Below are 26717 nucleotides of genomic sequence, written 5' to 3' on the forward strand. Positions count from 1 at the left end.
AAGCAGTTTGTCGCGAAAACCGGTATTCGGGTTTTGGACCGATTGGAAGGGAAAATAACCGCAATGCCAGCAATCCGGGGCGTTTTGCCCCAACTCTGACTGGGCCGACCCTGGGCTGTCACTCTGCTGTCACGATCACAGGTTATCTATTTGGCGATCCGGTTGTGTTGCCGACCACGGATGAACTGGCGGCCGACCACCGGATGTCCTGGACGAGACCAGGAGGGAAAGCGGGGATTGCCCCGCTTTTTTGTTGGGCGCCGTCGCCGCGCCTTCCAGCCAAACAGCTTCTCTGCACCAAACGCATTTGTCGCAAGCCGCGACATGCGTTAGACGCATAAAAACGTCTCCACAGAAAGCCTGCCCCTTGTCCTCCGTTTTCCTGAATGTCGTGCCCCTCTTCATCCTGATCCTGATTGGCTGGACGACAGCGAAAACCGGGATATTGAAGGAGGAGACCGGCGACGCGCTCGGCGAATTCGTATTCAAGATCGCCGTCCCCATGCTGATCTTCCGGACGCTGGCGGATGCGCATTTCGAAGGGGCCTCGCCGTTCCGGCTATGGACCGTCTATTTCCTCGGGGTCGCCATGACCTGGGGGATCGGTCATATGCTCACCACCCGCGTTTTCGGCCGGGATGCGAAGATCGGCGTGATCGCCGGCATGTCCGGCTCGTTTGCCAACAACGTCTTCATCGGACTGCCGCTGGTCGCCCAAGTCGTCGGCAAGGATGGGCTGGTGGCAATCTCCATCCTGCTTGCGATCCACCTGCCGCTGATGATGGTAGCCGGCACGATCCTGATGGAGAGCGCGGCCGCCAAGGTCGACGGCGGCGAAAAGCGCGGCATCGCAGCGGTCCTCAGGCAGGTAGGCTCCAACCTCGCCCGCAACCCCCTGGTGATCGCGCTTATCGTCGGCGTCGGCTTCAATTTCCTCGGCCTACATCTCCCGTCCGCGTTCGCCATCGTCGTCGACCAGATTTCCGCCGCGGCGAGCCCAGTCGCCCTGATATCGATCGGCATGGCGCTGACCAGATATCCGATCCGGGGCGATATCGGCCTTTCAGGGGCCGCTGCGGTGCTGAAGCTGATGGTGCTGCCGGCGCTCGTCTTCCTGATGAGCTATCTTTTTGCCCTGCCGAAGGACTGGACCGCGGCGCTGGTGCTGACCGCCTCGGTGCCGACCGGCATCAATGCCTGGCTGATCGCCCAGCGTTTCCGCTCCGGCCACAGCCTTGCAGCCTCGGTGATCAGCATGACCACCGCATTCGGCGTCTTCACCGTCGGCTTCTGGGCATGGTTGCTCGGCTAAACCGACCGCATCTCGATCACGAAGTCCCAAAACAAAAATGCCCAGCCGAAGCCGGGCATTTCAATTGGAATTGCTGGAATTGCCGATCAGTTGGTTGCGGGCGCCGGAGCGGCTGCATTCGGGTCCGGAAGCGGAACCGGCGAATCAGCCAGTGTACGCAGGTAGGCAATCAGGTTGGCGCGTTCGGCATCGTTCTTCAGACCGGCGAAACCCATCGCCGTGCCCTTCACGAAAGCCTTCGGAGCGGTCAGGAAATGGTTGAGGTTGTCAAAGGTCCAGTGCTCGGCACCGCCCTTGGAAAACTCCTTCATGCCGGCCGAATAGGAAAAGCCTTCATGTCCGGCGATAGGACGGTCGACAATGCTCCAGAGATCGGGGCCGACCTTGTTCGGTCCGCCCTTCTCCCCGGAATGACAGCTCTGACACTTCTTGAATGCGGCTTCACCGGCCTTGGCGTCCGCCTTCGCCAGCAGCTGCGCGATCGGAACGGCGGCAGCAGCGGGTGCCGCGGCTTCACCGGCGGCGGGCTCTTCGGCGGCGACGATGGCAAAACCTGCCTTCTCGGGTACCTCCGAGTGGAAAATCCCTTCCGAGGCAATGGACACCGACATCAAGACGAAAACAGTAGCAAGCAGGGCGCCTGCCGCCATGTTGACATTGGGGTTCATCCGCAAAAGCTCCTTCGCAACCGCTTGTGGGAAAGCGGACCATCTTGAAATCGCGCGGAACCTATGTCTTTTGCATGGTTGTTGCAACACGATTATCGTCCCGCGCGTGAGACTTTTTGACACTGTTTACGCGGGAATAGAAGGGTCTCTCATGAAGAATTCGGCTTTTGACCGGACGCTGGTGTTGATCCCGGCGCGAATGGCATCGACCCGCCTGCCGGGGAAACCTCTGGCTGATATTGCCGGCCTGCCGATGATCGTGCAGGTAGCAAAACGCGCCGAGGAAGCGCAAGTCGGGCGAATCATCGTCGCCGTCGACCACCAGGACGTCTACGACGCGGTGGCCGCCGCGGGCTTCGACGTGGTGATGACCCGGCAGGACCATCAAAGCGGTTCGGACCGGATTTTCGAGGCCGTCCAGAAGGCCGATCCGGACGCGCAGATGGACTTCGTGATCAACGTTCAAGGCGACCTGCCGACGATCGAGCCGGAAGCGGTGCGCGCCTCGCTGCGCCCGCTCGACAATCCTTCGACCGACATCGCCACCCTCACCGTCGAGATCACCGACGAACACGAAAAGACCAATCCGAACGTGGTGAAAATCGTCGGCTCGCCGATTTCCGCAACGCGGCTGAAGGCGCTCTATTTTACCCGCGCCACCGCGCCTTACGGCAACGGGCCGCTCTACCACCATATCGGGCTCTACGCCTATCGCCGCGCTGCGCTCGAAAAGTTCGTGTCGCTCGGGCCGTCCGTGCTCGAAAAGCGCGAATCGCTCGAACAGCTGAGGGCGCTCGAAGCCGGCATGCGCATCGATGCCGAGATCGTTGACTCGGTTCCGTTAGGCGTCGATACTCCCGCCGACCTTGAAAAGGCCCGTGCGATCCTGTTTGCCCGTGCCTCCTCGTAACGGATAACCCCATGAACGCACTCACCAATCGCATCGCCTTCCAGGGCGATTTCGGCGCCAATTCCGACATGGCCTGCCGCGACATGTTCCCGACCATGGAGCCGCTTCCCTGCCCGACGTTCGAGGACGCCTTCCAGGCGCTCGAAAACGGCGATGCGGACCTGGCGATGATCCCGATCGAGAACACGATCGCCGGACGCGTCGCCGATATCCATCACCTACTGCCGGAATCGCGGCTGCATATCATCGGCGAATATTTCATGCCGATCCGCTTCCAGCTGATGGTGCTGCCGGGCGTGACTCACGGGGAAATCCGCACTGTCCACAGCCATATCCATGCACTCGGCCAGTGCCGAAAGATCATCCGCTCGAACGGCTGGAAGGCCGTCGTCGCAGGCGACACGGCCGGCTCCGCCAAGATGGTGGCGGAAAAGGGCGACCGGACGATGGCGGCCCTCGCGCCGCGGCTTGCGGCCGATCTCTATGGTCTCGAGATCCTGGCGGAGAATGTCGAGGACCGGGACGACAACGTCACCCGCTTCGTCGTACTCTCCCGCGATGAAAAATGGGTGCAGCGGAACGATCCGGACGAGGTGCTGGTCACCACCTTCGTGTTCAACGTCCGCAACATTCCCGCCGCGCTCTACAAGGCGATGGGTGGGTTTGCGACCAACGGCATCAACATGACGAAGCTCGAGAGCTACCAGCTCGGCGGCAAGTTCGTGGCGACCCAGTTCTATGCGGATATCGAAGGCCATCCGGACGACGCCCCCGTGCGCCGGGCACTGGAAGAACTGCGGTTCTTCTCGGAAAAGGTGCGGGTTCTCGGCACGTATAAGGGCCACCCGATGCGCGGAGCGCTGCAGAAGGGGTGAGGGACGACGGCCTGGGAACGGCCGTAGAAAACGGGACACGCTATGCCTTCGTGTTGAACCCGAGGATCGGCCTGGACACGTCGGGTTGCGATCTTCCCGTCAAGGGGAGATGCCCGCTGGGTAGAGCGGATGCCACACCCGCCCAACCCCCACGACTGTTTGCGTTTACTGTGCGCTCATCGCATAGACCCGCAGCCTATGACCATCCGGATCGGTGACGACGAACGTATAACCGAAATCCATCTCTACCGGCGTCTGCAGCACGCGCAGGCCGCGGTTCGTCCAGTCGGCATAGGCCTTGTCCACGCTGGCGGCATCGTTATGCCTGAAGCAGATTTCTGAGCCGCCGCCGCACTCGCCCTTCACCGACGGTTCAGCCGTGTGGCGCGACCACAGGCCGAGCTTCATGCCGGTGTTCAGCACGAAGAGCGCAAAGGTCGGTGACCTTTCCACGGGTTCGACGCCGAAGAGGGACTGGTAGAAATCGGCGCTGGCGAGCGGGTTGTCGACGAAGAGGATGGTGAAATCGGGATGGACCATGTCAGTTCTCCTTGTGACGCAATTCCCTCTGCCGGGAATTGCTCCTGGTTGGGACTGACCGGAGATTATCGCATCCTACTGTCAGATACTGGCAGCAGCGTTCATGGCTGGGCCGGAATTCCTTCAGCCTTTCGCCACTCCTTGAGCAAGACCGGCCGGCGACGCGGATACCGCGTTCCCGTCCAAGCCGCAGAGGAAATGCGGTCGGTGCGGAAATGCCGGAAGTCCTGCCTGAGCTCGCACCAGGCAACCATCACCCTGACGCTGTCGAAGAAGCCGAGGGCGAAGGGCCAGACTTTTCGATGGGTCAGCGCCCCTTTTTCGTCTTCATATGCGAGATCAAGGATATGCTCGACGCGGATCGCCCTTCGGATCAGGCCGAGATCGGCCCTGTCCTCACCTCGCCGCGGTGAAGCGACAAGCAGCGTCGAATTGTCGAGTTCCTGCTTCAGATCCGGCGGCAGGACGGCGGCAATTTTTGCCAGCGCATCGATGGCGCCGGCGGCAAGCCGCGGGTCTGCGGTTTTTGCCACCCAGCGGGAGCCGAGCACCAGCGCCTCGATCTCTTCTTCCGAAAACATCATCGGCGGCAGCATGAAACCGGGCCGCAGCACGTAGCCGAGACCCGCCTCGCCTTCGATGAAGGCCCCTTGAGCCTGGAGGCTGGCAATATCGCGATAGAGCGTTCGCAGGCTGACGCCGGTTTCGGCGGCGAGCTTGGCGCCGCTGACAGGCTGGCGGTAGCGCCGGAGCGTCTGGAGAAGAGCCAGCAGGCGCTCCGACCGCGCGACGGTCATGGTTCTACCTGCTCCACTCGATCCAGTCGCGCAGCAGGCGGTGGGCGATGGCGCCCCTGACCGGCGCGAAAACCGGAGCGTCCGGGCCGGCATCGAGCATGGCGGCGGCCTCGGCCCGCTCAAACCAGCGGACATCCGCCATTTCCTGCGGATCGACCTTGATCTCGGTCGATTTCGCCTCGGCGTAACAGCCGATCATCAGCGAATGCGGCATCGGCCAGGGCTGCGAGGCGTGATAACGAACCCGGCCGGTTTCGATGCCGGATTCCTCGAAGGTTTCGCGGCGGACCGCATCCTCGATCGTTTCACCCGGCTCCACGAAACCGGCGAGGCAGGAATACATGCCCTCCTGAAAATGGTGGCTGCGGCCGAGCAGGCAGCGGTCGCGCTCGATATCGACGGTCAGCATGATCACCACCGGGTCAGTGCGCGGGAAGGTCATGTGCTGGCACTGGGTGCAGACCCGCTTGTAGCCGCCGATCCTGGTTTCGGTCGGCGAGCCGCATTTGCCGCAGAATTTGTTGGCGGCATTCCAGTTAAGCAGTGCAACGGCTTGCGCGACCTCGCCCTGTAGCTCGCCTTCGATGAGCTGGTCGCGAAAGAGCGCCCGCGCCTCGGTCGGCTTATAGTGGCTTGCCAGTTCTTCCGCCGGGATCAGCATCGGCACAGCGATACGCGGCTCGCCGGTCTCGTGGTAACCGAGCAGGACGGCGTTGTCGAAATCCGGCTTCAGTTCCGCAAGCTCGTAGGGCGAGAACAGCGGGTCGAGGATCTGGCTGTCGTGCTTCAGGATCAGCCGGCTGCCGGTGAAGGCGAGGATATGGGCGCCCTCCACGGCAAGCGCCTTCTCGACGCAATCGTCCTCACGGTATTCGGCGCGGCGATCCAGCTTATTGCCGGAAAAAGCCGTCAGCTTGCTCGGTTCGGGATGGGGTGCGTCGGTGTCGAAAAGGTTCGCTGTCATGAAAGGGCTTCAACCAGTTTGTTGAGAAAATCTTGTTTCTGCTGCCCGCCATAGGGCACCGACTGGCCGAAACCCCAGATCGGGCCGGGCCAGTTCGGGTCGCCCTCGAACCGGGCGATGACATGGACATGCAGCTGGCGGACGATATTGCCGAGTGCGCCGACATTGATCTTGGTGGCGCCGGTCACCGTCTTCAGGGCGGCGGCTATCCTGTTGACCTCGACCGAGAGCAGCGCCTGTTCGGCTGGCGAAAGATCGAAGATCTCGGTCATGTCGGCGCGTTGCGGCACCATGACCAGCCACGGCCAGCGGCTGTCGTTCTGGATGCGCAACTGGCAGAGGCCTAGCGCCGTCACAAGATCGGAATCGCGGGCAATCCTGCCATCCAGTTCGAATTCGCTCAAACTTTCCTCCCTTGTTTTTCTGTTCGATAGCAGTTTTTTACAGGGTTGGCTTGCATTTGGAAGCGTTATTGACGATATGGGAAGCGGGAGGTTGGTGGTGGACGAGCCACTCGCCAACCGGGTCAGGTCCGGAAGGAAGCAGCCCTAACGAGCCAGGCACGGGTCGCCGTGCCAGCCTCCCACCCTTTTACTTGTACTACCATCTTGGTCAGCTTCCGGCCCGGTCAAGACCGTGCTCAGGATTGGCCCGCGCAGGCTGGCAGGACTGAATGAGCGATACCGGGCCCACATCTTCAAGCACCTCCGCCGCCAATCCCGCCGCAGGCAGCGGATACCGGGTGCTCGCCCGCAAATACCGTCCCAAGGATTTCTCGGACCTGATGGTCGGCCAGGAGCCGATGGTCCGCACCCTGACCAACGCGTTCGAGACCGGCCGCATCGCCCAGGCCTATATGCTGACCGGCGTTCGCGGGGTCGGCAAGACGACGACCGCCCGCATTCTCGCCCGCGCGCTGAATTACAAGACCTCCGATATCGACAAACCGACGATCGACCTCAGGATTCCCGGCGAACACTGCCAGGCGATCATGGAAGGCCGGCATGTCGACGTGATCGAGATGGACGCCGCCTCGCATACCGGCATCGACGATATAAGAGAGATCATCGAGCAAGTGCGCTACCGTCCGGTCTCGGCGCGTTACAAAGTCTACATCATAGACGAAGTGCACATGCTCTCGACACAGGCCTTCAACGGCCTGCTGAAGACGCTCGAAGAGCCACCGGAGCACGTGAAGTTCATCTTCGCGACGACGGAAATCCGCAAGGTTCCGATCACCGTGCTGTCGCGCTGCCAGCGGTTCGACCTGCGCCGCATCAGCGCCGCGGACCTGGTTCACCTGTTCACCTCGATCCTGGAAAAGGAAGGCATTCCGGCCGAACCGGAAGCGCTTGCCATGGTCGCACGAGCTGCGGAAGGTTCGGCGCGCGACGGCCTGTCGCTGCTCGACCAGGCGATCGCCCACGGCGGCGGCCAAGTGATCACCGAGACCGTGCGCGGCATGCTGGGTCTTGCCGACCGCGCCCGCATCGTCGACCTTTTCGAACATATCGTGCGCGGTGACGTGACGGCGGCGCTTTCGGAATTTACGGAGCAATACGAGGCCGGCGCCAATCCGGTCGTGGTTTTGACCGACCTTGCCGATTTCACCCATCTGACCACCCGTTTCAAATATATCCCGGATGCCGCAAACGATCCTTCGATCAGCGAAGTGGAGCGCGTGCGCGGCCGCGAATTTGCCGAGGGCGTCGCGGTGAGTACGCTGTCGCGGATCTGGCAGATGCTGCTGAAGGGCATTCCGGAAGTCGAGAACTCCTCGCGCCCCGCGGGGGCGGCCGAAATGGTGCTGATCCGGCTGACGCATGCGGCCCATCTTCCCTCGCCGGAAGATGCCGCCCGCAGGCTTGCAGATTTCTCGAATGGCGACGGCCAGCGTGCGCCGGTTCCGAACGGCAATGGCGGCGGGCGTCCCATTTCGCCGCCGCAATCGCCGGTCAATGCACGCGGCACCGAGATGTCGAGCCCACGGATTCCGGCCGGCGGGCCGACCGCGATGCTGCAGGCCGTGCCGAATACCGCACCGCGGGAAATACCCGTCGGCCGTGCGGAAGAACAGCCGGCCGAAAAGCCGGTGCCGAAGGTCCCGGTCAATTCGATCTCGGATATCGCCGATCTCTGCTCCAAGAACCGCGACCCGCGGCTGAAGGCGCTGCTGCGCAATTTCGTGCGGCTGGTGAAGATCGAGCCGGGCCGGCTGGAGATCAATCTTTCCGGCGATGCGCCGAAGACGATTGCCGGCGACCTGAAGGCGCGGCTGGAGGAATGGACCGGGATCACCTGGTGGGTGACGCTCAGCAACGAGGTCGGCGAGCCGACGCTGGTCGAATCCGAAAAGAGCGTGCGGGAGGCGCAGTTCACCGACGCCCGCGCCGATCCGGACGTGGCGGCGATCCTCGCCCAGTTCCCCGGCGCTCGGATCACCGACGTGCGCATCCGCGCCAGCGAAGAGGATGAGACGGAGACCGAGGACCTGCCGGCGCCGGCGACCGCGGAATCCGAAGAGGGCGACATCCTGCCCGGCGACGACATCGAGCTATAAGAGAAGAGGACAGACAGATGCGCGACATCATGGGCATGATGGGCAAGGTCAAGGAAATGCAGGCCAAGATGGAGCAGATGCAGGCGGAAATCGCCGCTCTCGACGTCGAAGGCACATCCGGCGGCGGGCTGGTGACCGTGCGGCTCAACGGCAAGGGCGACATGCTCGGCCTCAAGATCGACCCGTCGCTGTTCAAGGAAGATGATGTCGAGATCCTCGAGGACCTGATCGTCGCCGCCCACAAGGCCGCCAAGGAGCGTGCCGAGGCGATCGCCGCCGAAAAGACCAAGGAACTGACCGCCGGCCTGCCGATCCCGCCCGGCTTCAAGATGCCGTTCTGACCCTGGGTCCGATGGAATAGGGAGGTTCCGATGACGTTGACATCACTTCTGGTTTTCGCGGCGGCACTTTTCGTCGCTGCCGGTTCGCCTGGTCCCAGCATAGCCGCGCTCGTGGCGCGCGTTCTGTCCAAGGGGTACCGCGACGTATTGCCGTTCCTCGCAGCGATGTGGGTCGGCGAGGCCATATGGCTTTCGTTTGCGGTCGCAGGTCTTGCCGCCATCGCCGAGAGCTTCCATGCCGTCTTCGTGGCCATAAAGTGGATGGGCGTCGCGTATCTCCTCTATCTCGCATGGAAGATGTGGTTCACCGAACCCGCCGGCTCCGGCGAAGACCTTCCGGAAAATCGCTCAGCGCTGAAGATGTTTTTCGCCGGCCTCACCGTGACGCTCGGCAACCCGAAGATCATGATGTTCTATGTGGCGCTGCTGCCTTCGATCATCGATCTCGGCGGCGTGACGCTGACCGGCTGGCTGGAACTGGTCGCCGCGATGTTCCTGGTGCTCGTGGTCGTCGATCTCGCATGGGTGCTGCTTGCCGCCAAGGCGCGTCAGTTCCTGAGGAGCCCTCGGGCCGTGAAGATCGCCAACCGGGTTTCGGCAGGCGCCATGGCGAGTGCGGCAGCGGCGATCGCGACCCGCTAGGTCTCGAACGTCGGCCGCCAACGGTGGCCGATGGGTGCGGCCAGGAAGCGGGCTCTTTCGGTTTCCGACAGGTTCCTGCCGACAGCCGCCAGCATTTCCGCGATCATGACGCGATCGCCGGCATAGAGTTCGTGGCGGACGAGATCGCCGGGGGAGACCATGCCAGGCTTGACGACGCGGCAATAGATGCCGGGACGGCCTGCTTTGGTATAGGTCTTCAGGAATTTCGGATCGCCCATCTTCACCGCAAGCGTGTTGCAGGGAGAGCGTGCGCAGGTCGCCTCAAGCACGACTTCGCCTATATGAAAACGGTCGCCGACGGCGACGTCGCGGTTGTCGAGACCTTCGATAGTCAAGTTCTCGCCGAACGTGCCGGGCGAAAAATCACGGCCGAGCGCGACCGCCCACCAGTCCAGCGTCAGCGAGCCTTCGAGCAGGATCGCCTGATCCTCGCCGCCATGGTGTTTCGTGTTGCAGACCGCATCACCGACGAGGCCGAGGCTGTCGATCATGACGGCGGCATTGACGGCCGACTTGTAGATGCCGGTCTTGAAGCTCTTGCCCGGCAGCCTTTCCGGGCGCCCGAGGCAGACGGCGAGAAGTTTCATAAGCGGCCCTTCCGCGATTCCGTTTTTTGAGCATATGGGCTAAAGGGAGAAAATGGCAAAGCGAGTCACCGGCCCCGAAATCGAAAAACTTATCCAGCTTCTGGCAAAGGTCCCCGGTCTCGGACCGCGCTCGGCGCGCCGGGCGGCGCTGCATCTGATCAAGAAGAAGGAACAGCTGCTGGGGCCGCTTTCGAGCGCCATGGGCGAGGCCTATGACAAGGTGAAGATCTGTTCGCGCTGCGGCAATGTCGACACCGTCGATCCCTGCACGGTCTGCACCGACATTCGCCGCGACCAGACGATGCTGATCGTCGTCGAAGACGTCTCCGACCTCTGGGCGCTGGAGCGGACGGGCGCGATGAACACCGCCTATCACGTGCTCGGCGGCACGCTCTCGCCGCTCGACGGCATCGGCCCGGATGACCTCAACATCCGCGGACTGATCGACCGGGTGAACGAGGGCGTCATCCGCGAGATCATCATCGCCGTCAACGCGACGGTCGAGGGGCAGACGACGGCGCACTATATTACCGACCAGTTGTCGGGGATCGACGTGAAGATCACGCGGCTGGCGCATGGCGTGCCGGTCGGCGGAGAGCTCGATTATCTGGACGAGGGCACGCTGACGGCGGCGCTTCGGGCGCGGACGGTGATTTAGAGGAAGGCATTGAGTATGTGGAAGCGTACCCCCCTCTGCCCTGCCGGGCATCTCCCCCTCAAGGGGGGAGATCGGCCAGAGGCGCCGTTCTCCCGTATCGTTAAATGTGTCGAAAGCAGCTTCGGCAAGCTCATACTTTTAATGGAAATGGGGCTTCGCTCCTATTCGATCTCCCCCCTTGAGGGGGAGATGTCCGGCAGGACAGAGGGGGGTATCTCCAGGCGATCGGTAGCATTGGCTTTCGCTATATTCACAACCCTCCTCCCCCTCCCTGCCCTCGCCCAAAACCGTCCCGACGTCGAAAAACAGTTCCAACGGTGGATCACCAGCGATCTGGCTCCGGTGGCCAAAAAGGCCGGTATTTCCGAGAAAACGCTGAAGGCTGCCTTCCAGGGCGTGACGCTCAATTGGGACCTGCCGGACCTGGTGCCACCGGGTTCGGCGCCGCCGAAGCAGCAGGACCAGAGCCAGGCGGAGTTTTCCTCTCCCGGCGCCTATTTTTCCGAAAAGCGGCTGCAGGGGCTGGCCGCCACCGGCCGCGGGCTTGTGGCGACCTATTCGGCGACGCTGAAAAAGATCGAGGCGGCCTATGGCGTGCCGGGGGAGATCGTCGTCGCCATCTGGGGCCGTGAATCCGGCTTCGGCAAGGCGCGGATGCCCTATTCGGCCGTGCAGGTTCTGGCAACCAAGGCCTTCATGTCGACCCGCAAGGACATGTTCCGCGAAGAACTGATCGCAGCGCTGAAGATGATCGAGCGGGGCGATGTGGATGCGGCGACGATGAAGGGGTCCTGGGCGGGCGCGCTCGGCCAGCCGCAGTTCATGCCGTCGAGCTACCTGAAATATGCCGTCGACTTCGACGGCGACGGTCGTCCGGACATCTGGAACTCGGTACCGGACGCGCTTGCCTCGATCGCCCACTACCTGCAGAAGGAAGGCTGGCAACGCGGCCGCGACTGGGGGTTCGAAGTGACGATCCCCGCAAAAGTTTCCTGCGCGCAGGAAGGGCCGGATCTCGCCAAGCCGATCTCGGCCTGGGCGGCAACCGGCATCACCCGCATTTCCGGCAAGGCGTTTCCCGCGGCAGATCTCAAGGCGGACGGCATGATGCTGGTGCCGGCGGGGCGCAGCGGGCCGGAATTCGTCGTCACGCCGAATTTCTACGTGATCAAGGAATACAACAATTCCGACCTCTACGCGCTGTTCATCGGCAATCTCGCCGACCGGATCGCCTCGGGCGCAGGGCCGTTCCAGGCCCCCTGGGGGGATGTCGGCAAGATGCTGCGCTCCGACGTTCTCGCCATGCAGAAGGCGCTGGTCGCCAAGGGTTATGACGTGGGCAATGTCGACGGCCTGCCGGGCTACAAGACCCGCCGTTCGCTCGGCGACTGGCAGGCAAAAAATGGCCTTGCTCCAACGTGTTTTCCCGATCCGTCGCTCAAGGGGAAGATCAGGTAGTCAGTGGTGCAGGTCGGGCGGCGACTTGTGGAAAATGTCGTCGCTCGGCGGGATCGTCTGACGCTCGATCAATCGGTGGACGCGCGGGCCTTCTTCGCCACGATGAAGAGTGCGGATCGCGTCCCAGACCTCCGCATCCGCCTGGGTGCGGCGCTGGTTGTGGCGCACGTAGTCGGCCCAGGTGGCGGTGTGATAGGTCTCCGTCCAGATTTCCGGATGTTCTAGATCGCGCATCAGCGCCCACTGCCGCGCACCATCGCGGATACGAATACGGCGTCGCTGCGACATCAGCGTAAGGAATTCCGGCACGTCCTCGTCGGCGATGGTGTAGTCCACCAGGGAGACGATCGGTCCGCTGCGCGGCTGCAGGTCGAGGCTCAGCATCGGCACGTTGAAGCGGTTGAGCGGATCGAGATTGGCATCGCTGAACTGCGGCAGCGGCAGGCGCATGCCGACCACGGCGCCGAGCAACATGACCAGGCTCGACAGTGTCAGCGCAATCGAGACGCCGAACGTATCGGACAGGATACCCCACACCCAGCTTCCGCCGGCAATGCCCCCGAACGTCGCCGTCTGGTAGAAGGAAAGCGCGCGGGCGACCACCCATCGCGGCGTCGAAAGCTGCACCGTCGTATTGAACAGCGACAAAGCCAGCACCCAGCAGGCGCCGGGCACGAGCAGGACGATCGCGGTCAGCAGCGTGCTTGAACTCATGCCGATGATCGCGGCACTCGCGGCAAAACCCAGAAAGGACAAACGGACGATCGACTCGCTCGACAGCTTTTCGCGCAGCCGCGAATTGCCCATTGCGCCGGCGATCGCGCCGACCCCGAAGGCTCCGAGCATGATGCCGTAGGTCAACGGGCCGCCGGAGACCAGGTCGCGCGCGACGATCGGCAGAAGCGCCAGCACGGCGCTTGCCGAAAGACCGAAAACAAGACCCCGGAACAGCACGTTGAGAATGTTCGGCGACATGACGACATAGCCGAGACCGGCCGAAAGCGCCCGCAGAAGCGTCTCGCGCGGCAGCGCATTGTCGCGGCCTTCCGGCTTCCAGCGGATCAATGCATAGATCAGAGCGAAATAGCTCATGGAATTGGCAGCGAACGCGGCGGCGGCGCCCGCGGCCGCAACGATCGCCCCGCCGATCGCAGGGCCGACGCTGCGGGTGATGTTGAAACCGACGCTGTTGATCGTCACCGCCGCCGGCAGGACCTCGCGGGGGACCATGTCGCCGACCGAGGCCTGCCAGGCGGGGTTGTTGAGCGCCACACCGCAGCCGAGCAGAAAGGTGAATGCCAAGAGCAGCCAGGGCGTCAGGAGGTCGAGATAGGCAAACAGCGTCAGCGTCAACGACACGACCAGCATGAAGAACTGCGCCGTCAGCATCAGGGTGCGGCGGTTGACGTTATCGGCAAGCGCGCCGGCAATCAGCGAAAAGAGCATGATCGGCAGCGCCGTCGAAGCCTGGACAAGCGCGACCATGTCTTCGGAATCGGTGATCGAGGTCATCATCCACGCCGCGCCGACCGCCTGGATCAGGCTGCCGAAATTGGAGGCGAGGCTGGCGATCCAGATCGTTCTGAAGGTTTGGTGCCTGAAGGGAGCCAGGGTCGATATCCGATCGGGCACTTTGTCCTCGTTCTTTCTTGCGTCGTTCCAAACGGTTATAGACCCGACGGAACCAAATTCCAGTCGCCATAACCCCGGAATATGCGACTCTTGCATTCGGGGGGCTGAAAGCGTATATGCACCCCATATTCTTGATCGTCCGATGAAGAGTGGGCCCCACCGGACCCGCTCTTTTTTGTTAGGCGATCACTGTAACCCAGACATTGGGCCCAGCTATGGGGCAATGATTGCCGGAGAGCTTATGCCGCAAACCGAATACGAGCCGCGGCTCATCATCGAGACCGGGCTTGACCTGAGGGTCGCCGAAATCATCGAGCCGGTCCTGACCGCCATGGACTATCGCCTGGTGCGTGTGAGGATGCTGAACCAGAACGGCGCGACGCTGCAGATCATGGCCGAGCGCAACGACGGCACCATGGATGTCGAGGGCTGCGAAGCCGTATCCGTGGCGATTTCGCCGGTCCTGGATGTAGAAGATCCGATCGATCGGGAGTATCATCTGGAAGTGTCCTCGCCGGGCATCGACCGCCCGATGGTCCGCAAGTCGGATTTTACCCGCTGGCTGAACCATCTGGTCAAATGCGAAACGTCGATCATGATCGACAACCGCAAGCGGTTCCGCGGCAGGATCACCGAAAGCGATGCGGACGGTTTCACGATCGAGCGGGATCAGGTCGCCTATGGCGAGGAACCGCGGGTGACGATCCCGTTTTCGGCACTGGCAGAGGCAAAGCTCATTCTGACCGACGATCTGATCCGCGACGCGCTTCGGGCCGACAAGCTCGCCAAGGCGCAGGCCGCGAACCAGAACGAAGAAGCAGAAGACGAATAAACCGAACAGAGACTTGTGCCTTTCCCCAGGAAAGGCCTCATCGTTTGACCTACGGAGACCAACGACAATGGCAGTGAGTGCGAACCGGCTTGAACTTCTGCAGATCGCGGATGCAGTGGCGCGCGAAAAGGTCATCGACCGCGAGATCGTGCTGGCTGCGATGGCCGACGCCATCCAGAAGGCTGCCCGCTCCCGCTACGGCTCGGAAACCAATATCCGTGCCGACATCAATTCCAAGACCGGCGAAATCCGGCTCCAGCGCCTGCTGGAAGTTGTAGATCACGCCGAGGACTACGGCACGCAGATCCCACTGGCTCTGGCGCTCGACCGCAATGTCGATGCCAAGATCGGCGACTTCATCGCCGATCCGCTGCCGCCGATGGATTTCGGCCGCATCGCCGCCCAGTCGGCCAAGCAGGTCATCGTCCAGAAGGTGCGTGAAGCCGAGCGCGACCGCCAGTTCGACGAGTTCAAGGACCGCGTCGGCGAAATCATCAACGGCACCGTCAAGCGCGTCGAATACGGCAACGTCATCGTCGATCTCGGCCGCGGCGAAGGCATCATCCGCCGCGACGAAATGATCCCGCGCGAAAACATGCGCTACGGCGATCGCGTCCGCGCATACGTATATGATGTCCGTCGCGAACAGCGCGGCCCGCAGATCTTCCTGTCGCGTACCCATCCGCAGTTCATGGTGAAGCTGTTCACCATGGAAGTGCCCGAAATCTACGACGGCATCATCCAGATCAAGTCGGTCGCCCGCGATCCGGGCTCGCGCGCCAAGATCGCCGTGATCTCGAACGATAGTTCGATCGATCCGGTCGGCGCCTGCGTCGGTATGCGCGGTTCGCGCGTTCAGGCCGTGGTCGGCGAGTTGCAGGGCGAGAAGATCGACATCATTCCGTGGTCGCAGGATCCGGCGTCGTTCATCGTCAACGCGCTGCAGCCGGCCGAAGTCGCCAAGGTGGTTCTCGACGAGGATGCCGAGCGCATCGAAGTCGTGGTTCCGGACGAGCAGCTGTCGCTTGCCATCGGCCGTCGCGGCCAGAACGTCCGCCTCGCCTCGCAGCTGACCGGCTGGGACATCGACATCATGACGGAAGCCGAAGAGTCGGAGCGCCGCCAGAAGGAATTCAACGAGCGCACCAACCTCTTCATGGACGCCCTCGACGTCGACGAAATGGTCGGCCAGGTGCTGGCTTCGGAAGGTTTTGCCCAGGTCGAGGAACTGGCTTACGTCGATCTCGACGAAATCTCCTCGATCGACGGTTTCGACGAAGACACCGCAACCGAAATCCAGACCCGCGCCCGCGAATACCTGGAGCGGATCGAAGGCGAGATGGACGCCAAGCGCAAGGAACTCGGCGTCGAAGACGAACTGCGCCAGATCAACGGTCTGAACGGCCAGATGCTCGTCGCGCTCGGCGAAGACGGCATCAAGACGATCGAGGACTTTGCCGGCTGCGCCGCCGACGACCTCGTCGGCTGGAGCGAACGCAAGGACGGCGTGACGAAGAAGTTCGAGGGCCTGTTCTCGAAGTTCGACATTTCCCGTGTCGAAGCCGAGAACATGATCGTCCAGGCCCGCCTGTCGGCAGGCTGGATCACCGAAGAAGACCTCGCAAAGGGTGCCCCCGAGCCGGAAGCCGAAGCGGAGGAGGCGGACGCCGTTGAGCAGGAATGATCCCGCTCGGGAATGAGCCGGACGAGAACGAAGACGGACATGTCGATGATGACCTGGGCGAGATCGTCGTGAACGACCGTACCTGCATCGTCACCCGCGAGGCGGGATCGCCGGAGACGCTGATCCGCTTCGTGGCCGGCCCGAACGGCCAGGTCGTGCCCGACCTGAAGCGTCAGCTTCCGGGCCGCGGCTGCTGGATCAAGGCCGAACGGTCGCTCGTCGACCGGGCGGTCCAGAAAAAGCTTTTCGCCCGGGCCCTCAAGGCCGAGGCGAAGGCGGATGCAGATCTCGGCGCGCTGGTGGATCGCCTGCTCGCCGCCGATCTCGTCGGCATGATGAATATGGCCCGCAAGGCGAGCCAATTCGTCACCGGCGCCACGAAGGTGGATGCCGCCGTGCGCTCGGGTGCGGCACTTGCAGTGTTCCATGCGGCCGATGCGGCCGCCGACGGAGTAAGAAAAATAGACCAGGCCCGCAAGGCCTGGAAGCTCGGTTCGAATACCGGGGAAGACATTCCGTCCTTTTCGCTCTTCACGAGCGCTGAATTGGACGAAGTGATGGGCCAGAATGCTTTTATCCATGCCTGCGCGCTTGCGGGGCAGGCGGGTGAGGGTGTAGTGAAGCGCGCAAACCTACTTGAACAGTACCGCATGGGCGGTCTGTCCCAGACAAAAGGTGTCGCTGACATGCCGAAACAATGACGCGGTCACCGGCTTTAGCCGGACGCACATCGATATGTACGGATTAAACGACGGGTTCTGATGGCTTCCATCCGTTCCTGTCCGAAGGAACAGGAACGGAATGACCGACAACAAAGACGATAAGACACTCGGCGTAAAGAAGACCCTTACACTGAAGCCATCTGGGATGAGCCAGGGTACCGTCCGCCAGGACATGGGTCGCGGCCGCACCAAGGCCGTCGTCGTCGAAACAGTCAAGCGGCGGCCGACCCGGCCGCTGGACGAAAAGCCGGTAATCACGCCCGCAGCCCCGGCGCCCGCGCCGCGGGCGGTAGAGGCTGTCGCACAGCCGGCCGCTCCCCAGCGCCCAGCACCGCAGCCGGCCGCTCCGGCGGCGCGCGTCCACCAGCCGGGCTCGCAGAACGCTCGGCCGCAGCAGAACCAGCGTCCGCCGCAATCCAATCAACCGCAGCGTCCGCAGCAGCCCAACCAGCCGCAGCGTCCGCAGCAATCCAGCCAGCCGCAGCGTCCGCAGCAACGTCAGGGCGGCGCCGTCCTGCACGACCTTTCCGCCGGCGAGATGGAAGCCCGTCGCCGCGCTTTGATGGAAGCGCAGGCACGCGAGGTCATCGAAGCCAAGCAACGCGCCGAAGACGAGGCACGTCGCCTGGTCGAGGAAGAACGCCGCAAAATCGAGGAAGCCGCCGAGGCTGCCCGCCGCGCTGCCGAACCCAAGGTCGAACCGGTCGAGGCCCCGGCCGAGACAACTGCACCCGCGGCTGCCGAAAAGCCGGCCGAGCGCGCCGCTGGCGCCCCTGCCGGCCGTCCGGGCGAAACACGTCCCCAGGCTCCCCGGCCTGCAGTTCCCGGCGCCGCACCTGCGGCACTGCCGGTTGCCGGCCGCCGCAAGGGCGCTGACGAAGAAGACGAAGATCGCGGCCCGCCGCGTGGCGCACCCGGCCGTGGCCGAGTCCCCGTCGCTGCTCCCGCCAAGGTTCCGGCCCGCCCGAAGACCGAAGACGAACGCCGCCGCGGCAAGCTGACGGTGACCACGGTCAGCACCGACGACGACGGCAATGCCCGTGGCCGTTCGATGGCCGCGACCCGCCGCCGTCAGGAGAAGTTCCGCCGCAGCCAGATGCAGGAAACGCGCGAAAAGGTGATGCGCGAAGTCATCCTGCCTGAAACCATCACCATTCAGGAACTGTCGCAGCGCATGTCCGAACGCGCCGTCGACGTCATCAAGTACCTGATGAAGGAAGGCCAGATGATGAAGCCGGGCGACGTCATCGACGCCGACCTCGCCGAAATCATCGCCGGCGAATTCGGCCATACCGTCAAGCGCGTCTCGGAATCCGACGTCGAAGAAGGCATCTTCAACGTTGCCGACGACGAAGGCGAAATGGTTTCGCGCCCGCCGGTCGTCACTATCATGGGTCACGTCGACCACGGCAAGACCTCGCTGCTCGACGCCATCCGCCATGCGAACGTGGTCTCCGGCGAAGCCGGCGGCATCACCCAGCATATCGGCGCCTATCAGGTGGAGCATAACGGCCAGAAGATCACCTTCATCGACACCCCCGGCCACGCCGCCTTCACGGCCATGCGTGCCCGTGGTGCCCAGGCGACGGATATCGCCATCCTGGTGGTCGCAGCCGACGACAGCGTGATGCCGCAGACGATCGAATCGATCGCCCATGCCAAGGCAGCGGGTGTTCCGATCATCGTGGCGATCAACAAGATCGACAAGCACGAAGCCAATCCGGACAAGGTTCGCCAGCAGCTTCTGCAGCACGAAGTGTTCGTGGAATCGCTCGGCGGCGAAGTGCTCGACGTCGAAGTGTCGGCCAAGAACAAGGTCAATCTCGACAAGCTGCTCGAAGCCATCCTGCTGCAAGCCGAAATCCTCGACCTCAAGGCCGATCCGAGCCGGACGGCCGAAGGCATCGTCATCGAAGCCCAGCTCGACCGTGGCCGTGGTTCCGTGGCCACCGTTCTTGTCCAGAAGGGCACCCTGAAACCCGGCCAGATCATCGTTGCCGGCGACCAGTGGGGCCGTGTGCGCGCGCTCGTCACCGACAAGGGCGACCATGTGAAGGAAGCCGGCCCGGCCATGCCGGTCGAAGTGCTCGGCCTGTCCGCCACGCCGGCTGCCGGCGACAGGTTCGCCGTGGTCGAAAACGAAAGCCGCGCTCGCGAGATTTCCGAATATCGCCAGCGGCTTGCCCGCGACAAGGCGGCTGCCCGCCAGTCCGGACAGCGCGGTTCGCTCGAACAGATGATGTCGCAGCTCCAAAATACCGGCTTCAAGGAATTCCCGCTGGTCATCAAGGGTGACGTGCAGGGCTCGATCGAAGCGATCATCGGCGCACTGGACAAGCTCGGCACCGACGAAGTCCGTGCCCGCATCGTTCATTCGGGTGCCGGCGGCATCACCGAATCGGATATCTCGCTCGCCGAGGCATCTAACGCGGCGATCATCGGCTTCAACGTCCGCGCCAACCCGCAGGCACGTGCCTCTGCGGAACGCGAAGGCCTCGAGATCCGCTACTACAACATCATCTACGACCTGGTGGATGACGTGAAGCAGGCGATGTCGGGCCTCCTGTCTCCGGAACGCCGCGAAACCTTCATCGGCAATGCCGAGATCCTGGAAGTGTTCAACATCACCAAGGTCGGCAAGGTCGCCGGTTGCCGTGTCGTCGAGGGCAAGGTCGAGCGTGGAGCGGGCGTCCGCCTTATCCGCGACAACGTCGTCGTCCACGAAGGCAAGCTCAAGACGCTCAAGCGCTTCAAGGACGAAGTCAGCGAAGTGCCGATGGGTCAGGAATGCGGCATGGCGTTCGAGAATTACGAAGACATGCGCGCAGGCGACGTCATCGAATGCTTCCGCGTGGAGCATATCACGCGCACGCTGTGACCGGCGAACAGCCCGAACAATTACAGGAGCCGTCCGTGACATTCACGGGCGGCTCCTGGCATTTTGAGTATTCGGTTTCTCGTGAGGAACTGGCCGCGGGGACTGAATCTCTCGTCCGGTACCAGGAGAGCAAACGACCCGGCCGACCGCGCCTCGTCGGGACGCTCCTGATGTCAACCCTTCTTTTCGCGCCGTTCGTCATCTTCATTGCAATGACATATATCGATGACGTTCTCAGATGGCTCTCGGACGAGTGGGAAGGGAGCCTGATCAATGGCAGCATGCCTTCGCTTTCTGCCATCGCGGGGCTCCTCTTTCTGATCTTGCTGATGACAAAACCCCGCGGTGCGGCGCTTTTGGCGCCGACCATCCGGCAAGAGGAGCGCGACGTCTATCATGTCAGCGCCACGACTGACGCCACGGCACTTCGTTCGCATGCCGATGGCATGACCGTGGAACTCGATGCGAGGGGTCTTGAGGAAATCGTCGAGCTTGATGGCTGGCTTTTGCTTCTCCACACCGACGGAGCGGTCCTGCTGCCGCGACGCATCTTTCCCGACGACGAGACTGCAAACAAATTCATATTCTTTGTTCGCGGCTTGATCCGCCGCCCCGTGGCGGATCCGGTGGCGCCCGGCGCGTCCGGATGGACGCACAAAGGCTGGCTCTGACCGTTGAACCTGCGTCCCCACCAGTGCCGGGAGAACATGGCAAAAATTTTCAGCTTCTATCGGAGGGTTCCCGACGGTAAGCATCTACCCATATCCGCATTTTCAGTTTCCGAGGAGGACACCATGCCGATTTCATTCGACCTGACGGGTAAGACGGCGATCGTCACCGGCGCCAATACGGGCCTTGGCCAGGCAATATCCGTGGCGCTGGCGCAGGCCGGCGCGGATGTGGCGCTGGTCGGACGCTCCTCGATGGCCGAGACGGAAGCCGCGGTCAGCGCGGCGGGCGGTCGTAGCCTTGCGATCCAGGCAGACCTTTCGACGCTCGAACCGGTCGATCGGATCATCAGCGAAACGGTCGCATGGACCGGGCGTGCCGACATCCTCGTCAACAATGCCGGGATCATCCGCCGGGCCGACGCGATCGATTTCAGCGAGGCCGACTGGGATGCGGTGATGGACGTGAACCTGAAGACGGTGTTCTTTCTCTCCCAGGCGTTTGCACGCCGGCTGATTACCGAGGGCAAGGGCGGCAAGATCGTCAATATCGCCTCGCTGCTCTCCTTCCAGGGCGGCATCCGCATCCCTTCCTATACGGCCTCGAAGAGCGGTCTTGCCGGCCTGACCAGGCTGCTTGCCTGCGAATGGGCAGGCAAGGGCATCAACGTCAATGCCATTGCGCCCGGCTATTTCTCGACCAACAACACCGAGGCGTTGCGCGACGATCCGGACCGTAACGCGGCGATCCTCAGCCGTATTCCCGCCGGACACTGGGGCCAGCCGGAAGAACTCGGCGGAGCCGCCGTATTCCTCGCCTCGCTGGCATCCGACTATGTGCATGGTGTCGTGCTGCCGGTCGATGGCGGCTGGTTGGCGCGCTAATCGCGTTCGACCGCCCTGTTCTCCGGGTAACGGAACGCTTATCCCATGCGCGAACGGGGCAATTGCCCCGACACGCATAAATTTGATCGGCATCCCGCAGATTTATTAGTTGCCATTTCTACTCATGTTTATTATCCGGTAGCTGCAACATCGCGAACCCGGCGGCAGTCGCCGGCGGCGTTCCGGTGTCCCGTTTCCGTCATTGTCGACCAGCGTCCGCGGGCGCCGTCCGCGATGCCGAACAGTCCGGAGTATCGCCTGCCATGCCTGCTGCCCTGAAGCCCGCCTTTTCGATGCGCCAGCCAATCAGGAGCCGGTTCCCGATCGTTCTCGCGGCCGTGTTGCTGACGGCTTCGACGGTGATGGCACAGACGCCCGCACCGGATGCGTCGACGCAAGCACCGCCCTCGCCGCAGGCGACCTCACCTTCCGGTGCACAGCCGACCCAGGCGCCCCCCACTCCTGCCGCGCAGGCAGCGCCGACAACCTCCCGCACGGTGCCGAACGAGCCGGCAGCCTCGCCGACTGCGGTACCGCCCGCCGCGCAGCCGACCAATCCCGCTGCTCCTCAGCCGGAAGCCTCTGCTCCGCAGCCCGCCGTCCCGACGCAAGCGCCGCCGAGCAACAGCGCCCAGCCCGCGCCTACCAGCCCGGCCCAGGCGCCGACCCAATCACCCACGCAGGCACCGGGGGCACGCCAGCCGATCGACATGTTCACGCAATTCCTGGAACCTGAGCAGCGTTCGGACCTGCCGCACAACCTTTCGCCTTGGGGCATGTTCATGGCGGCCGACTGGGTCGTCAAAGGGGTGATGATCGGGCTTGCGTTTGCTTCGCTGGTTACCTGGACGGTCTGGCTCGCGAAGACGCTGGAGCTTGCCGGCGCCCGCGCCCGCGCCGCGCGAACGTTGAAGATCATTCGCACCTCCCGCACGCTTTCGGAAGCCGTCGGCGCGGCCGGTAGCCGCGGCGGTCCCGCCGCGCTGATGCTGCGGTCCGCGGCAGAAGAAATGCAGCTTTCGGAAGCAGCCCTCGACCATGCCCATGGCGACGGCGTGAAGGAACGGGTCGGATCGGCGCTATCCCGCATCGAGGCCTATGCCGGCCGGCGCATGTCGCGCGGCACCGGCGTGCTTGCGACGATCGGTTCGACGGCTCCGTTCGTCGGCCTGTTCGGCACGGTCTGGGGCATCATGAACGCCTTCATCGGCATTTCGGAATCACAGACCACCAACCTCGCCGTGGTCGCGCCCGGCATCGCCGAAGCGCTGCTGGCGACCGCGATCGGCCTCGTTGCGGCCATTCCGGCGGTCGTCATCTACAACGTCTTCGCCCGTTCGATCACCGGTTACCGGCAGCTGCTGGCGGATGCCGCGGCGGGGGTGGAACGACTGGTGAGCCGCGACCTCGATTTCCGCAAGGTTCCCCCGGGCAGCCGCAAGGCGCCGGTCTCGCTGGTGGCAGGAGGCTGACATGGCCGGCGGCATCCGCGAACAGCACGGCGACGAGCTTTCCGAAAACCACGAGATCAACGTGACGCCGTTCATCGACGTCATGCTGGTGCTGCTGATCATCTTCATGGTGGCGGCGCCGCTGGCGACCGTGGACGTCAATGTCGATCTTCCCGCCTCGACCGCAAAGCCCACGGAGCGACCGGACGAGCCGCTCTACCTGACGGTCAAGGAAGACCTGAGCCTCAATATCGGCAATGACGCGGTGGGGCGCGAGCAGCTCGCGGCGACCCTCGACCGGGTCACGGGGGGCAAGAAGGACACCCGCGTGTTCCTGCGCGCCGACAAGGCAGTCGATTACGGCCAGTTCATGGAGGTCATGAATCTGCTGCGCGATTCCGGCTACCTCAAGATCGCGCTTGTCGGACTAGAAACATTGCCGGCACCGGCCGCGCCAGCCGCTGGAAACGCTCCTGCGGCCGCACCCGCCGTTCCGGCGACCGGAGGCAATCCATGAGCCTCGTCGTCTCGCAGACAGGTCCGGGCGGACGCGTCGGCGAGCTGGCGCTGTGGGGCGCTGCCGGACTGCTGATGCTGACGGTGCATTTCGGCGCTGCGGCCTATCTGATGCGCGAACAACCGGAGGTGCTTGCCGAAAACGCACCACCGGCGGCGATCATGATCGAGCTCGCGCCGGAGCCGGAAGCCGCCAATACCGAGGAAGAGCAGATTTCTCCTGACATGCAGGAGCAGGAACAGGTGGTGAGCGATCAGACCCAGCCGGTCGAGGAACCGCAGCCGGAGCCCGTTGCCGAACCCGTCGAGCAGCCGGTCGAGCCGCCGCCGCAGGAAGTCGCCGAGCCGGTCGAGCCTGAACCGGTGCAGCCGCCCGTGGTGGAACCGCCACCGGAGCCGGAGCCCCAGGTTACCGAAACCATCCCCGAACTGCCGCCGGAACCGATCGAGGAGATCAAGCCGATCGACGAACAGATGACGGCGGCGCTGGAAAATGTCGAAGTGCCGTTGCCGGCGATGCGGCCTCTGCCGCCGCCTGTCGCGGAAAAGCCGCCGGAACAGCCGAAAAAGCCGGAGCCCAGAAAGGAGCCGGTGAAGAAGGTCCAGAAGCCGAAGCAACAGCAGCAGGCCCGTCCGGACATGGCCGAGGCGAAGATCCAGGCCAGGCAATCGGACCGCACCGCCGCCAGCCAGAATTCCACGAGCCTCTTCTCTTCGTCGGTCTCCCCGCAGCAGTGGATGACGCGTGTGCGGACAAAGATTGCTCGATATGCCCGCAAATGCCCCGGCAACGGAACTGGCGTCGTGACGGTCCGTTTCAGCTTCGACGGCGGTGGCAACATCAGCAACGTGGCGGTCGCGGGATCGTCGGGCAACTCGTCTATCGATGACTATGTCGCATCGGCAGTCCGGCGTGCTTCGCCCATCCCTGCGCCGCCTTCGGGTGTTGCAAGTTCACTCAGCCAGCCGGTAAAGTGCGAATAACCGCTTGATTTCCTCGCGGTGTTCGACACTGAACTCACCTGGATCTCCTGCATGCATATTACTCTGAATGAAGCCGAAACGCTGGTACAGAGCGTTTTTGAAGCCAATGGCGTTCTTGCCGAGACCGCCCGATCCGTCGCCCATGCGCTCGTGCATGCGGAAGCTGCCGGGCAGTACGGTCATGGCCTGCGCCGCGTTCCCGCCTATATCGGCCAGGCACGCACCGGCAAGGTCGACGGGCAGGCGAGACCCATCGCTACCCGGCCGCGCCCGGCCGTGCTTGTCGTCGATGCGGCGCTCGGTTACGCCTACCCGGCCTTCGATATCGCAGTCGCCGAGCTTCCGAAAATCGCCCGGGAACAGGGCATTGCGCTTGGCGCCATCCATCGCTCCCACCATGCGGGCGTCATGGCGCTGACCGTGGAACGGTTTGCCGAGCAGGGGCTCGTGGCGCTGATGTTTGCCAATGCGCCGGCCTCCATGGCAGCCTGGGGCGGCAGGAAGCGACTGTTCGGCACCAATCCGATCGCCTTTGCGACACCGGTCGCCGGCGAAGAGCCGCTGGTCATCGATCTCGCGCTTTCGACCGTCGCCGCCGGCAAGATCATGGCGGCGCGCCAGAAGGGCGAGAGCATTCCGGAAGGCTGGGCCTTCGACGCCGACGGCAAGCCGACCACCGATCCGCACGCGGCCCACAAGGGCCTGATGGCGCCCTCAGGCGGTGCCAAGGGTGCGGCGCTGGCGCTGATGGTGGAAATTCTCTCGGCTGGCCTCACCGGATCGAACTTCTCCTACGAGGCAAGCTCGTTCATGGACGAGAAAGGTCCGCCGCCCTCGGTCGGTCAGACGCTTATTGTCATCGATCCTTCCGCAAGCACGGCTTCGGCTGCGGAGCGGATCGCCGAACTCGCCCACGAGATGGCTTCCGAAGAAGGTGTGCGCCTGCCCGGACGGCGCGGCCAGAACGCGCGTCGGAGGGCGATCGAGCAGGGGCTCGATGTCGAGGACGAGGTGATTTCGGCGATCAAGGCGCTGGTCTAGGCCCGGAACCCGCTGCCGGCGTCTGGCCGGTCAGAAAGCCGAGGCCGCGCGCCACCAGTAGGAAGAACTCGGCGGCCGCGCAAAAAGCAATGTTTTGAAGGAGAAAGCCTGCTCCAGAAACGGGAAAAGCCTGGCGCGGGAGGAGGGTGCGCCAGGCTTTAAACTTGATCGACAACTGGGAGGAGGAGGATGTCGTCGATCCGTATCGAGCAACACTGGGAGGAGGAGTGCGTCGCTCGATGACCAAAGATATAGGCTAATCGTTTAATCACGCCAACCCATCCTGCCGCAATGCAGCAATGCGCTGAGTGCAGAGCTGAGCAAATGCCCGAGGCCGGTCCGATCGCTCAGCGAAACTTTTGGCCCCCTGCAGCGCAGCCCCCTTAAGATCACCATATCGCTCGGGAAAAACGTGGTTTATAGCGAATTCGCGGCAGACAGACGATGGAGACGGACATGGCAGAGATCAGGTATCACGAAGGCGATATTCCGGCGGCGGATGCGGCGCGTTATACGGGGGCGATCGCCATCGATACGGAAACCCTAGGCCTCGTGCCCCGCCGCGACCGGCTTTGCGTCGTGCAGCTTTCGCCCGGGGACGGTTCCGCCGACGTGATCCGCATCGCCGCCGGGCAGAACGAGGCTCCAAACCTCGTCGCCATGCTTGCTGATCCGACGCGCCAGAAGATCTTCCACTACGGCCGCTTCGATATCGCCGTTCTCTTCCATACGTTCGGTGTGACCACGACGCCAGTGTTCTGCACCAAGATCGCCTCGCGGCTGACCCGCACCTACACGGACCGGCACGGACTGAAGGACAATCTGAAGGAAATGCTGGATGTCGACGTTTCCAAGGCGCAGCAGCAATCCGACTGGGCAGCCGAGGTCCTTTCGCCGGCGCAGCTGGAGTATGCGGCCTCCGACGTGCTGCACCTGCATGCGCTCCGCGACAAGCTGACCTACCGCCTGGTGCGCGACAGGCGCGCCGAACTCGCCCAGGCCTGTTTCGAATTCCTGCCGACGCGGGCGAAGCTGGACCTGCTGGGCTGGGAAGAGGCCGATATCTTCGCCCATAGCTGACGGGCTGACGG

26 protein-coding genes and 1 other RNA gene are annotated in these 26717 nt (G+C 63.3%); 20 read left to right on the forward strand and 7 right to left on the reverse strand.

From position 1 onward, the window contains the following. Nucleotides 1–367: 367 nt before the first annotated feature. Nucleotides 368–1312, forward strand: coding sequence for an AEC family transporter (locus C5L10_RS05485; RefSeq protein WP_172716917.1), 945 nt, complete (start codon nucleotides 368–370; stop codon nucleotides 1310–1312). 86 nt (nucleotides 1313–1398) lie between these two features. Here C5L10_RS05485 and C5L10_RS05490 read toward each other — a convergent pair whose 3' ends face one another. After that, a complete protein-coding gene (locus C5L10_RS05490) occupies nucleotides 1399–1980 on the reverse strand; it encodes a cytochrome c family protein (protein ID WP_046667194.1) in 582 nt (193 codons plus the stop codon). A 151-nt stretch (nucleotides 1981–2131) separates the two neighbouring features. Between C5L10_RS05490 and C5L10_RS05495 the strand changes: the two genes are divergently transcribed. Together C5L10_RS05495 and C5L10_RS05500 are read left to right on the forward strand one after the other, a co-directional pair. Beyond that, the gene (locus C5L10_RS05495; protein WP_046667193.1) at nucleotides 2132–2890 is read left to right on the forward strand and encodes a 3-deoxy-manno-octulosonate cytidylyltransferase; all 759 of its coding nucleotides are present in this window, start codon (nucleotides 2132–2134) and stop codon (nucleotides 2888–2890) included. A gap of 11 nt (nucleotides 2891–2901) precedes the next feature. Beyond that, the gene (locus C5L10_RS05500) at nucleotides 2902–3765 is read left to right on the forward strand and encodes a prephenate dehydratase (RefSeq protein WP_105428823.1); all 864 of its coding nucleotides are present in this window, start codon (nucleotides 2902–2904) and stop codon (nucleotides 3763–3765) included. A gap of 165 nt (nucleotides 3766–3930) precedes the next feature. Here the strand turns inward: C5L10_RS05500 and C5L10_RS05505 are convergent, their stop codons facing one another. From C5L10_RS05505 to C5L10_RS05520, 4 genes are all read right to left on the reverse strand, one after another. Continuing rightward, entirely contained in the window at nucleotides 3931–4305 is a 375-nt protein-coding gene (locus tag C5L10_RS05505) for a VOC family protein (protein WP_105428824.1), read from the reverse strand. A 101-nt stretch (nucleotides 4306–4406) separates the two neighbouring features. Further along, nucleotides 4407–5102, reverse strand: a complete 696-nt coding sequence (locus tag C5L10_RS05510; RefSeq protein ID WP_105428825.1) for a YafY family protein — start codon at nucleotides 5100–5102, stop codon at nucleotides 4407–4409. Between the two features lie 4 nt (nucleotides 5103–5106). Then, a complete protein-coding gene (gene nudC / locus C5L10_RS05515; RefSeq protein WP_105428826.1) occupies nucleotides 5107–6066 on the reverse strand; it encodes an NAD(+) diphosphatase in 960 nt (319 codons plus the stop codon). Further along, entirely contained in the window at nucleotides 6063–6470 is a 408-nt protein-coding gene (locus tag C5L10_RS05520; RefSeq protein ID WP_105428827.1) for an HIT domain-containing protein, read from the reverse strand. Before C5L10_RS05520 ends, nudC begins: the two co-directional genes overlap by 4 nt. 86 nt (nucleotides 6471–6556) lie before the next feature. On the opposite strand from C5L10_RS05520, the gene ffs reads away from it, so the two are divergent. The 4 genes from ffs to C5L10_RS05540 all read left to right on the forward strand — a co-directional run bounded on the left by ffs (nucleotide 6557) and on the right by C5L10_RS05540 (nucleotide 9609). Next, nucleotides 6557–6653: signal recognition particle sRNA small type (ffs, locus tag C5L10_RS05525), an RNA gene on the forward strand. 86 nt (nucleotides 6654–6739) lie between these two features. Then, nucleotides 6740–8626 carry a DNA polymerase III subunit gamma/tau gene (locus tag C5L10_RS05530; protein ID WP_105428828.1) on the forward strand — a complete coding sequence of 629 codons (1887 nt, stop codon included), beginning with the start codon at nucleotides 6740–6742 and terminating at the stop codon, nucleotides 8624–8626. Nucleotides 8627–8643: 17 nt separating this feature from the next. Continuing rightward, nucleotides 8644–8967: a YbaB/EbfC family nucleoid-associated protein gene (locus tag C5L10_RS05535; protein ID WP_038547916.1), complete on the forward strand. Its 324-nt coding sequence runs from the start codon at nucleotides 8644–8646 to the stop codon at nucleotides 8965–8967. Between the two features lie 30 nt (nucleotides 8968–8997). Beyond that, nucleotides 8998–9609 (forward strand): LysE family translocator, encoded by a 612-nt coding sequence (locus C5L10_RS05540; RefSeq protein WP_105428829.1) that lies wholly within the window; start codon nucleotides 8998–9000, stop codon nucleotides 9607–9609. Here the strand turns inward: C5L10_RS05540 and C5L10_RS05545 are convergent. Beyond that, complete coding sequence (locus C5L10_RS05545; protein ID WP_105428830.1) at nucleotides 9606–10217, reverse strand: MOSC domain-containing protein; 612 nt, start codon at nucleotides 10215–10217, stop codon at nucleotides 9606–9608. The genes C5L10_RS05540 and C5L10_RS05545 overlap by 4 nt on opposite strands. A 52-nt stretch (nucleotides 10218–10269) precedes the next feature. Here C5L10_RS05545 and recR point away from each other — a divergent pair, with 52 nt between their 5' ends. Together recR and C5L10_RS05555 are read left to right on the forward strand one after the other, a co-directional pair. Beyond that, nucleotides 10270–10875, forward strand: coding sequence for a recombination mediator RecR (gene recR / locus C5L10_RS05550; RefSeq protein WP_046638126.1), 606 nt, complete (start codon nucleotides 10270–10272; stop codon nucleotides 10873–10875). A 189-nt stretch (nucleotides 10876–11064) separates the two neighbouring features. Beyond that, a complete protein-coding gene (locus tag C5L10_RS05555) occupies nucleotides 11065–12333 on the forward strand; it encodes a lytic murein transglycosylase (RefSeq protein WP_205837023.1) in 1269 nt (422 codons plus the stop codon). Here C5L10_RS05555 and C5L10_RS05560 read toward each other — a convergent pair whose 3' ends face one another. Further along, nucleotides 12334–13965: an MFS transporter gene (locus C5L10_RS05560; RefSeq protein WP_046667183.1), complete on the reverse strand. Its 1632-nt coding sequence runs from the start codon at nucleotides 13963–13965 to the stop codon at nucleotides 12334–12336. It abuts the gene before it with no gap. A 241-nt stretch (nucleotides 13966–14206) separates the two neighbouring features. On the opposite strand from C5L10_RS05560, the gene rimP reads away from it, so the two are divergent. The 11 genes from rimP to C5L10_RS05615 all read left to right on the forward strand — a co-directional run bounded on the left by rimP (nucleotide 14207) and on the right by C5L10_RS05615 (nucleotide 26706). Next, nucleotides 14207–14797, forward strand: coding sequence for a ribosome maturation factor RimP (rimP, locus tag C5L10_RS05565; protein WP_038592094.1), 591 nt, complete (start codon nucleotides 14207–14209; stop codon nucleotides 14795–14797). A gap of 67 nt (nucleotides 14798–14864) precedes the next feature. Then, the gene (gene nusA, locus C5L10_RS05570; protein ID WP_046625423.1) at nucleotides 14865–16481 is read left to right on the forward strand and encodes a transcription termination factor NusA; all 1617 of its coding nucleotides are present in this window, start codon (nucleotides 14865–14867) and stop codon (nucleotides 16479–16481) included. Then, complete coding sequence (locus C5L10_RS05575; protein ID WP_046638130.1) at nucleotides 16478–17182, forward strand: RNA-binding protein; 705 nt, start codon at nucleotides 16478–16480, stop codon at nucleotides 17180–17182. Before nusA ends, C5L10_RS05575 begins: the two co-directional genes overlap by 4 nt. A gap of 100 nt (nucleotides 17183–17282) precedes the next feature. Then, nucleotides 17283–20081, forward strand: a complete 2799-nt coding sequence (infB, locus tag C5L10_RS05580) for a translation initiation factor IF-2 (RefSeq protein ID WP_105428832.1) — start codon at nucleotides 17283–17285, stop codon at nucleotides 20079–20081. 35 nt (nucleotides 20082–20116) lie between these two features. Then, the gene (locus C5L10_RS05585; protein WP_172716918.1) at nucleotides 20117–20752 is read left to right on the forward strand and encodes a hypothetical protein; all 636 of its coding nucleotides are present in this window, start codon (nucleotides 20117–20119) and stop codon (nucleotides 20750–20752) included. Between the two features lie 123 nt (nucleotides 20753–20875). Then, on the forward strand, nucleotides 20876–21634 hold the full coding sequence (gene kduD, locus C5L10_RS05590) for a 2-dehydro-3-deoxy-D-gluconate 5-dehydrogenase KduD (RefSeq protein ID WP_105428834.1): 759 nt from the start codon (nucleotides 20876–20878) through the stop codon (nucleotides 21632–21634). Nucleotides 21635–21996: 362 nt separating this feature from the next. After that, entirely contained in the window at nucleotides 21997–23106 is a 1110-nt protein-coding gene (gene exbB, locus C5L10_RS05595) for a tonB-system energizer ExbB (RefSeq protein ID WP_105428966.1), read from the forward strand. A 1-nt stretch (nucleotide 23107) separates the two neighbouring features. After that, entirely contained in the window at nucleotides 23108–23602 is a 495-nt protein-coding gene (gene exbD, locus C5L10_RS05600; protein WP_105428835.1) for a TonB system transport protein ExbD, read from the forward strand. After that, nucleotides 23599–24585, forward strand: coding sequence for an energy transducer TonB (locus C5L10_RS05605; RefSeq protein WP_105428836.1), 987 nt, complete (start codon nucleotides 23599–23601; stop codon nucleotides 24583–24585). Before exbD ends, C5L10_RS05605 begins: the two co-directional genes overlap by 4 nt. A 51-nt stretch (nucleotides 24586–24636) precedes the next feature. Further along, nucleotides 24637–25626 (forward strand): Ldh family oxidoreductase, encoded by a 990-nt coding sequence (locus C5L10_RS05610; RefSeq protein ID WP_105428967.1) that lies wholly within the window; start codon nucleotides 24637–24639, stop codon nucleotides 25624–25626. 456 nt (nucleotides 25627–26082) lie between these two features. After that, nucleotides 26083–26706 (forward strand): ribonuclease D, encoded by a 624-nt coding sequence (locus C5L10_RS05615; RefSeq protein WP_046669081.1) that lies wholly within the window; start codon nucleotides 26083–26085, stop codon nucleotides 26704–26706. Nucleotides 26707–26717: the final 11 nt, after the last annotated feature.

This window comes from Neorhizobium sp. T6_25 (assembly GCF_002968555.1).
In the GTDB taxonomy this organism is placed as follows: Bacteria; Pseudomonadota; Alphaproteobacteria; order Rhizobiales; family Rhizobiaceae; genus Neorhizobium.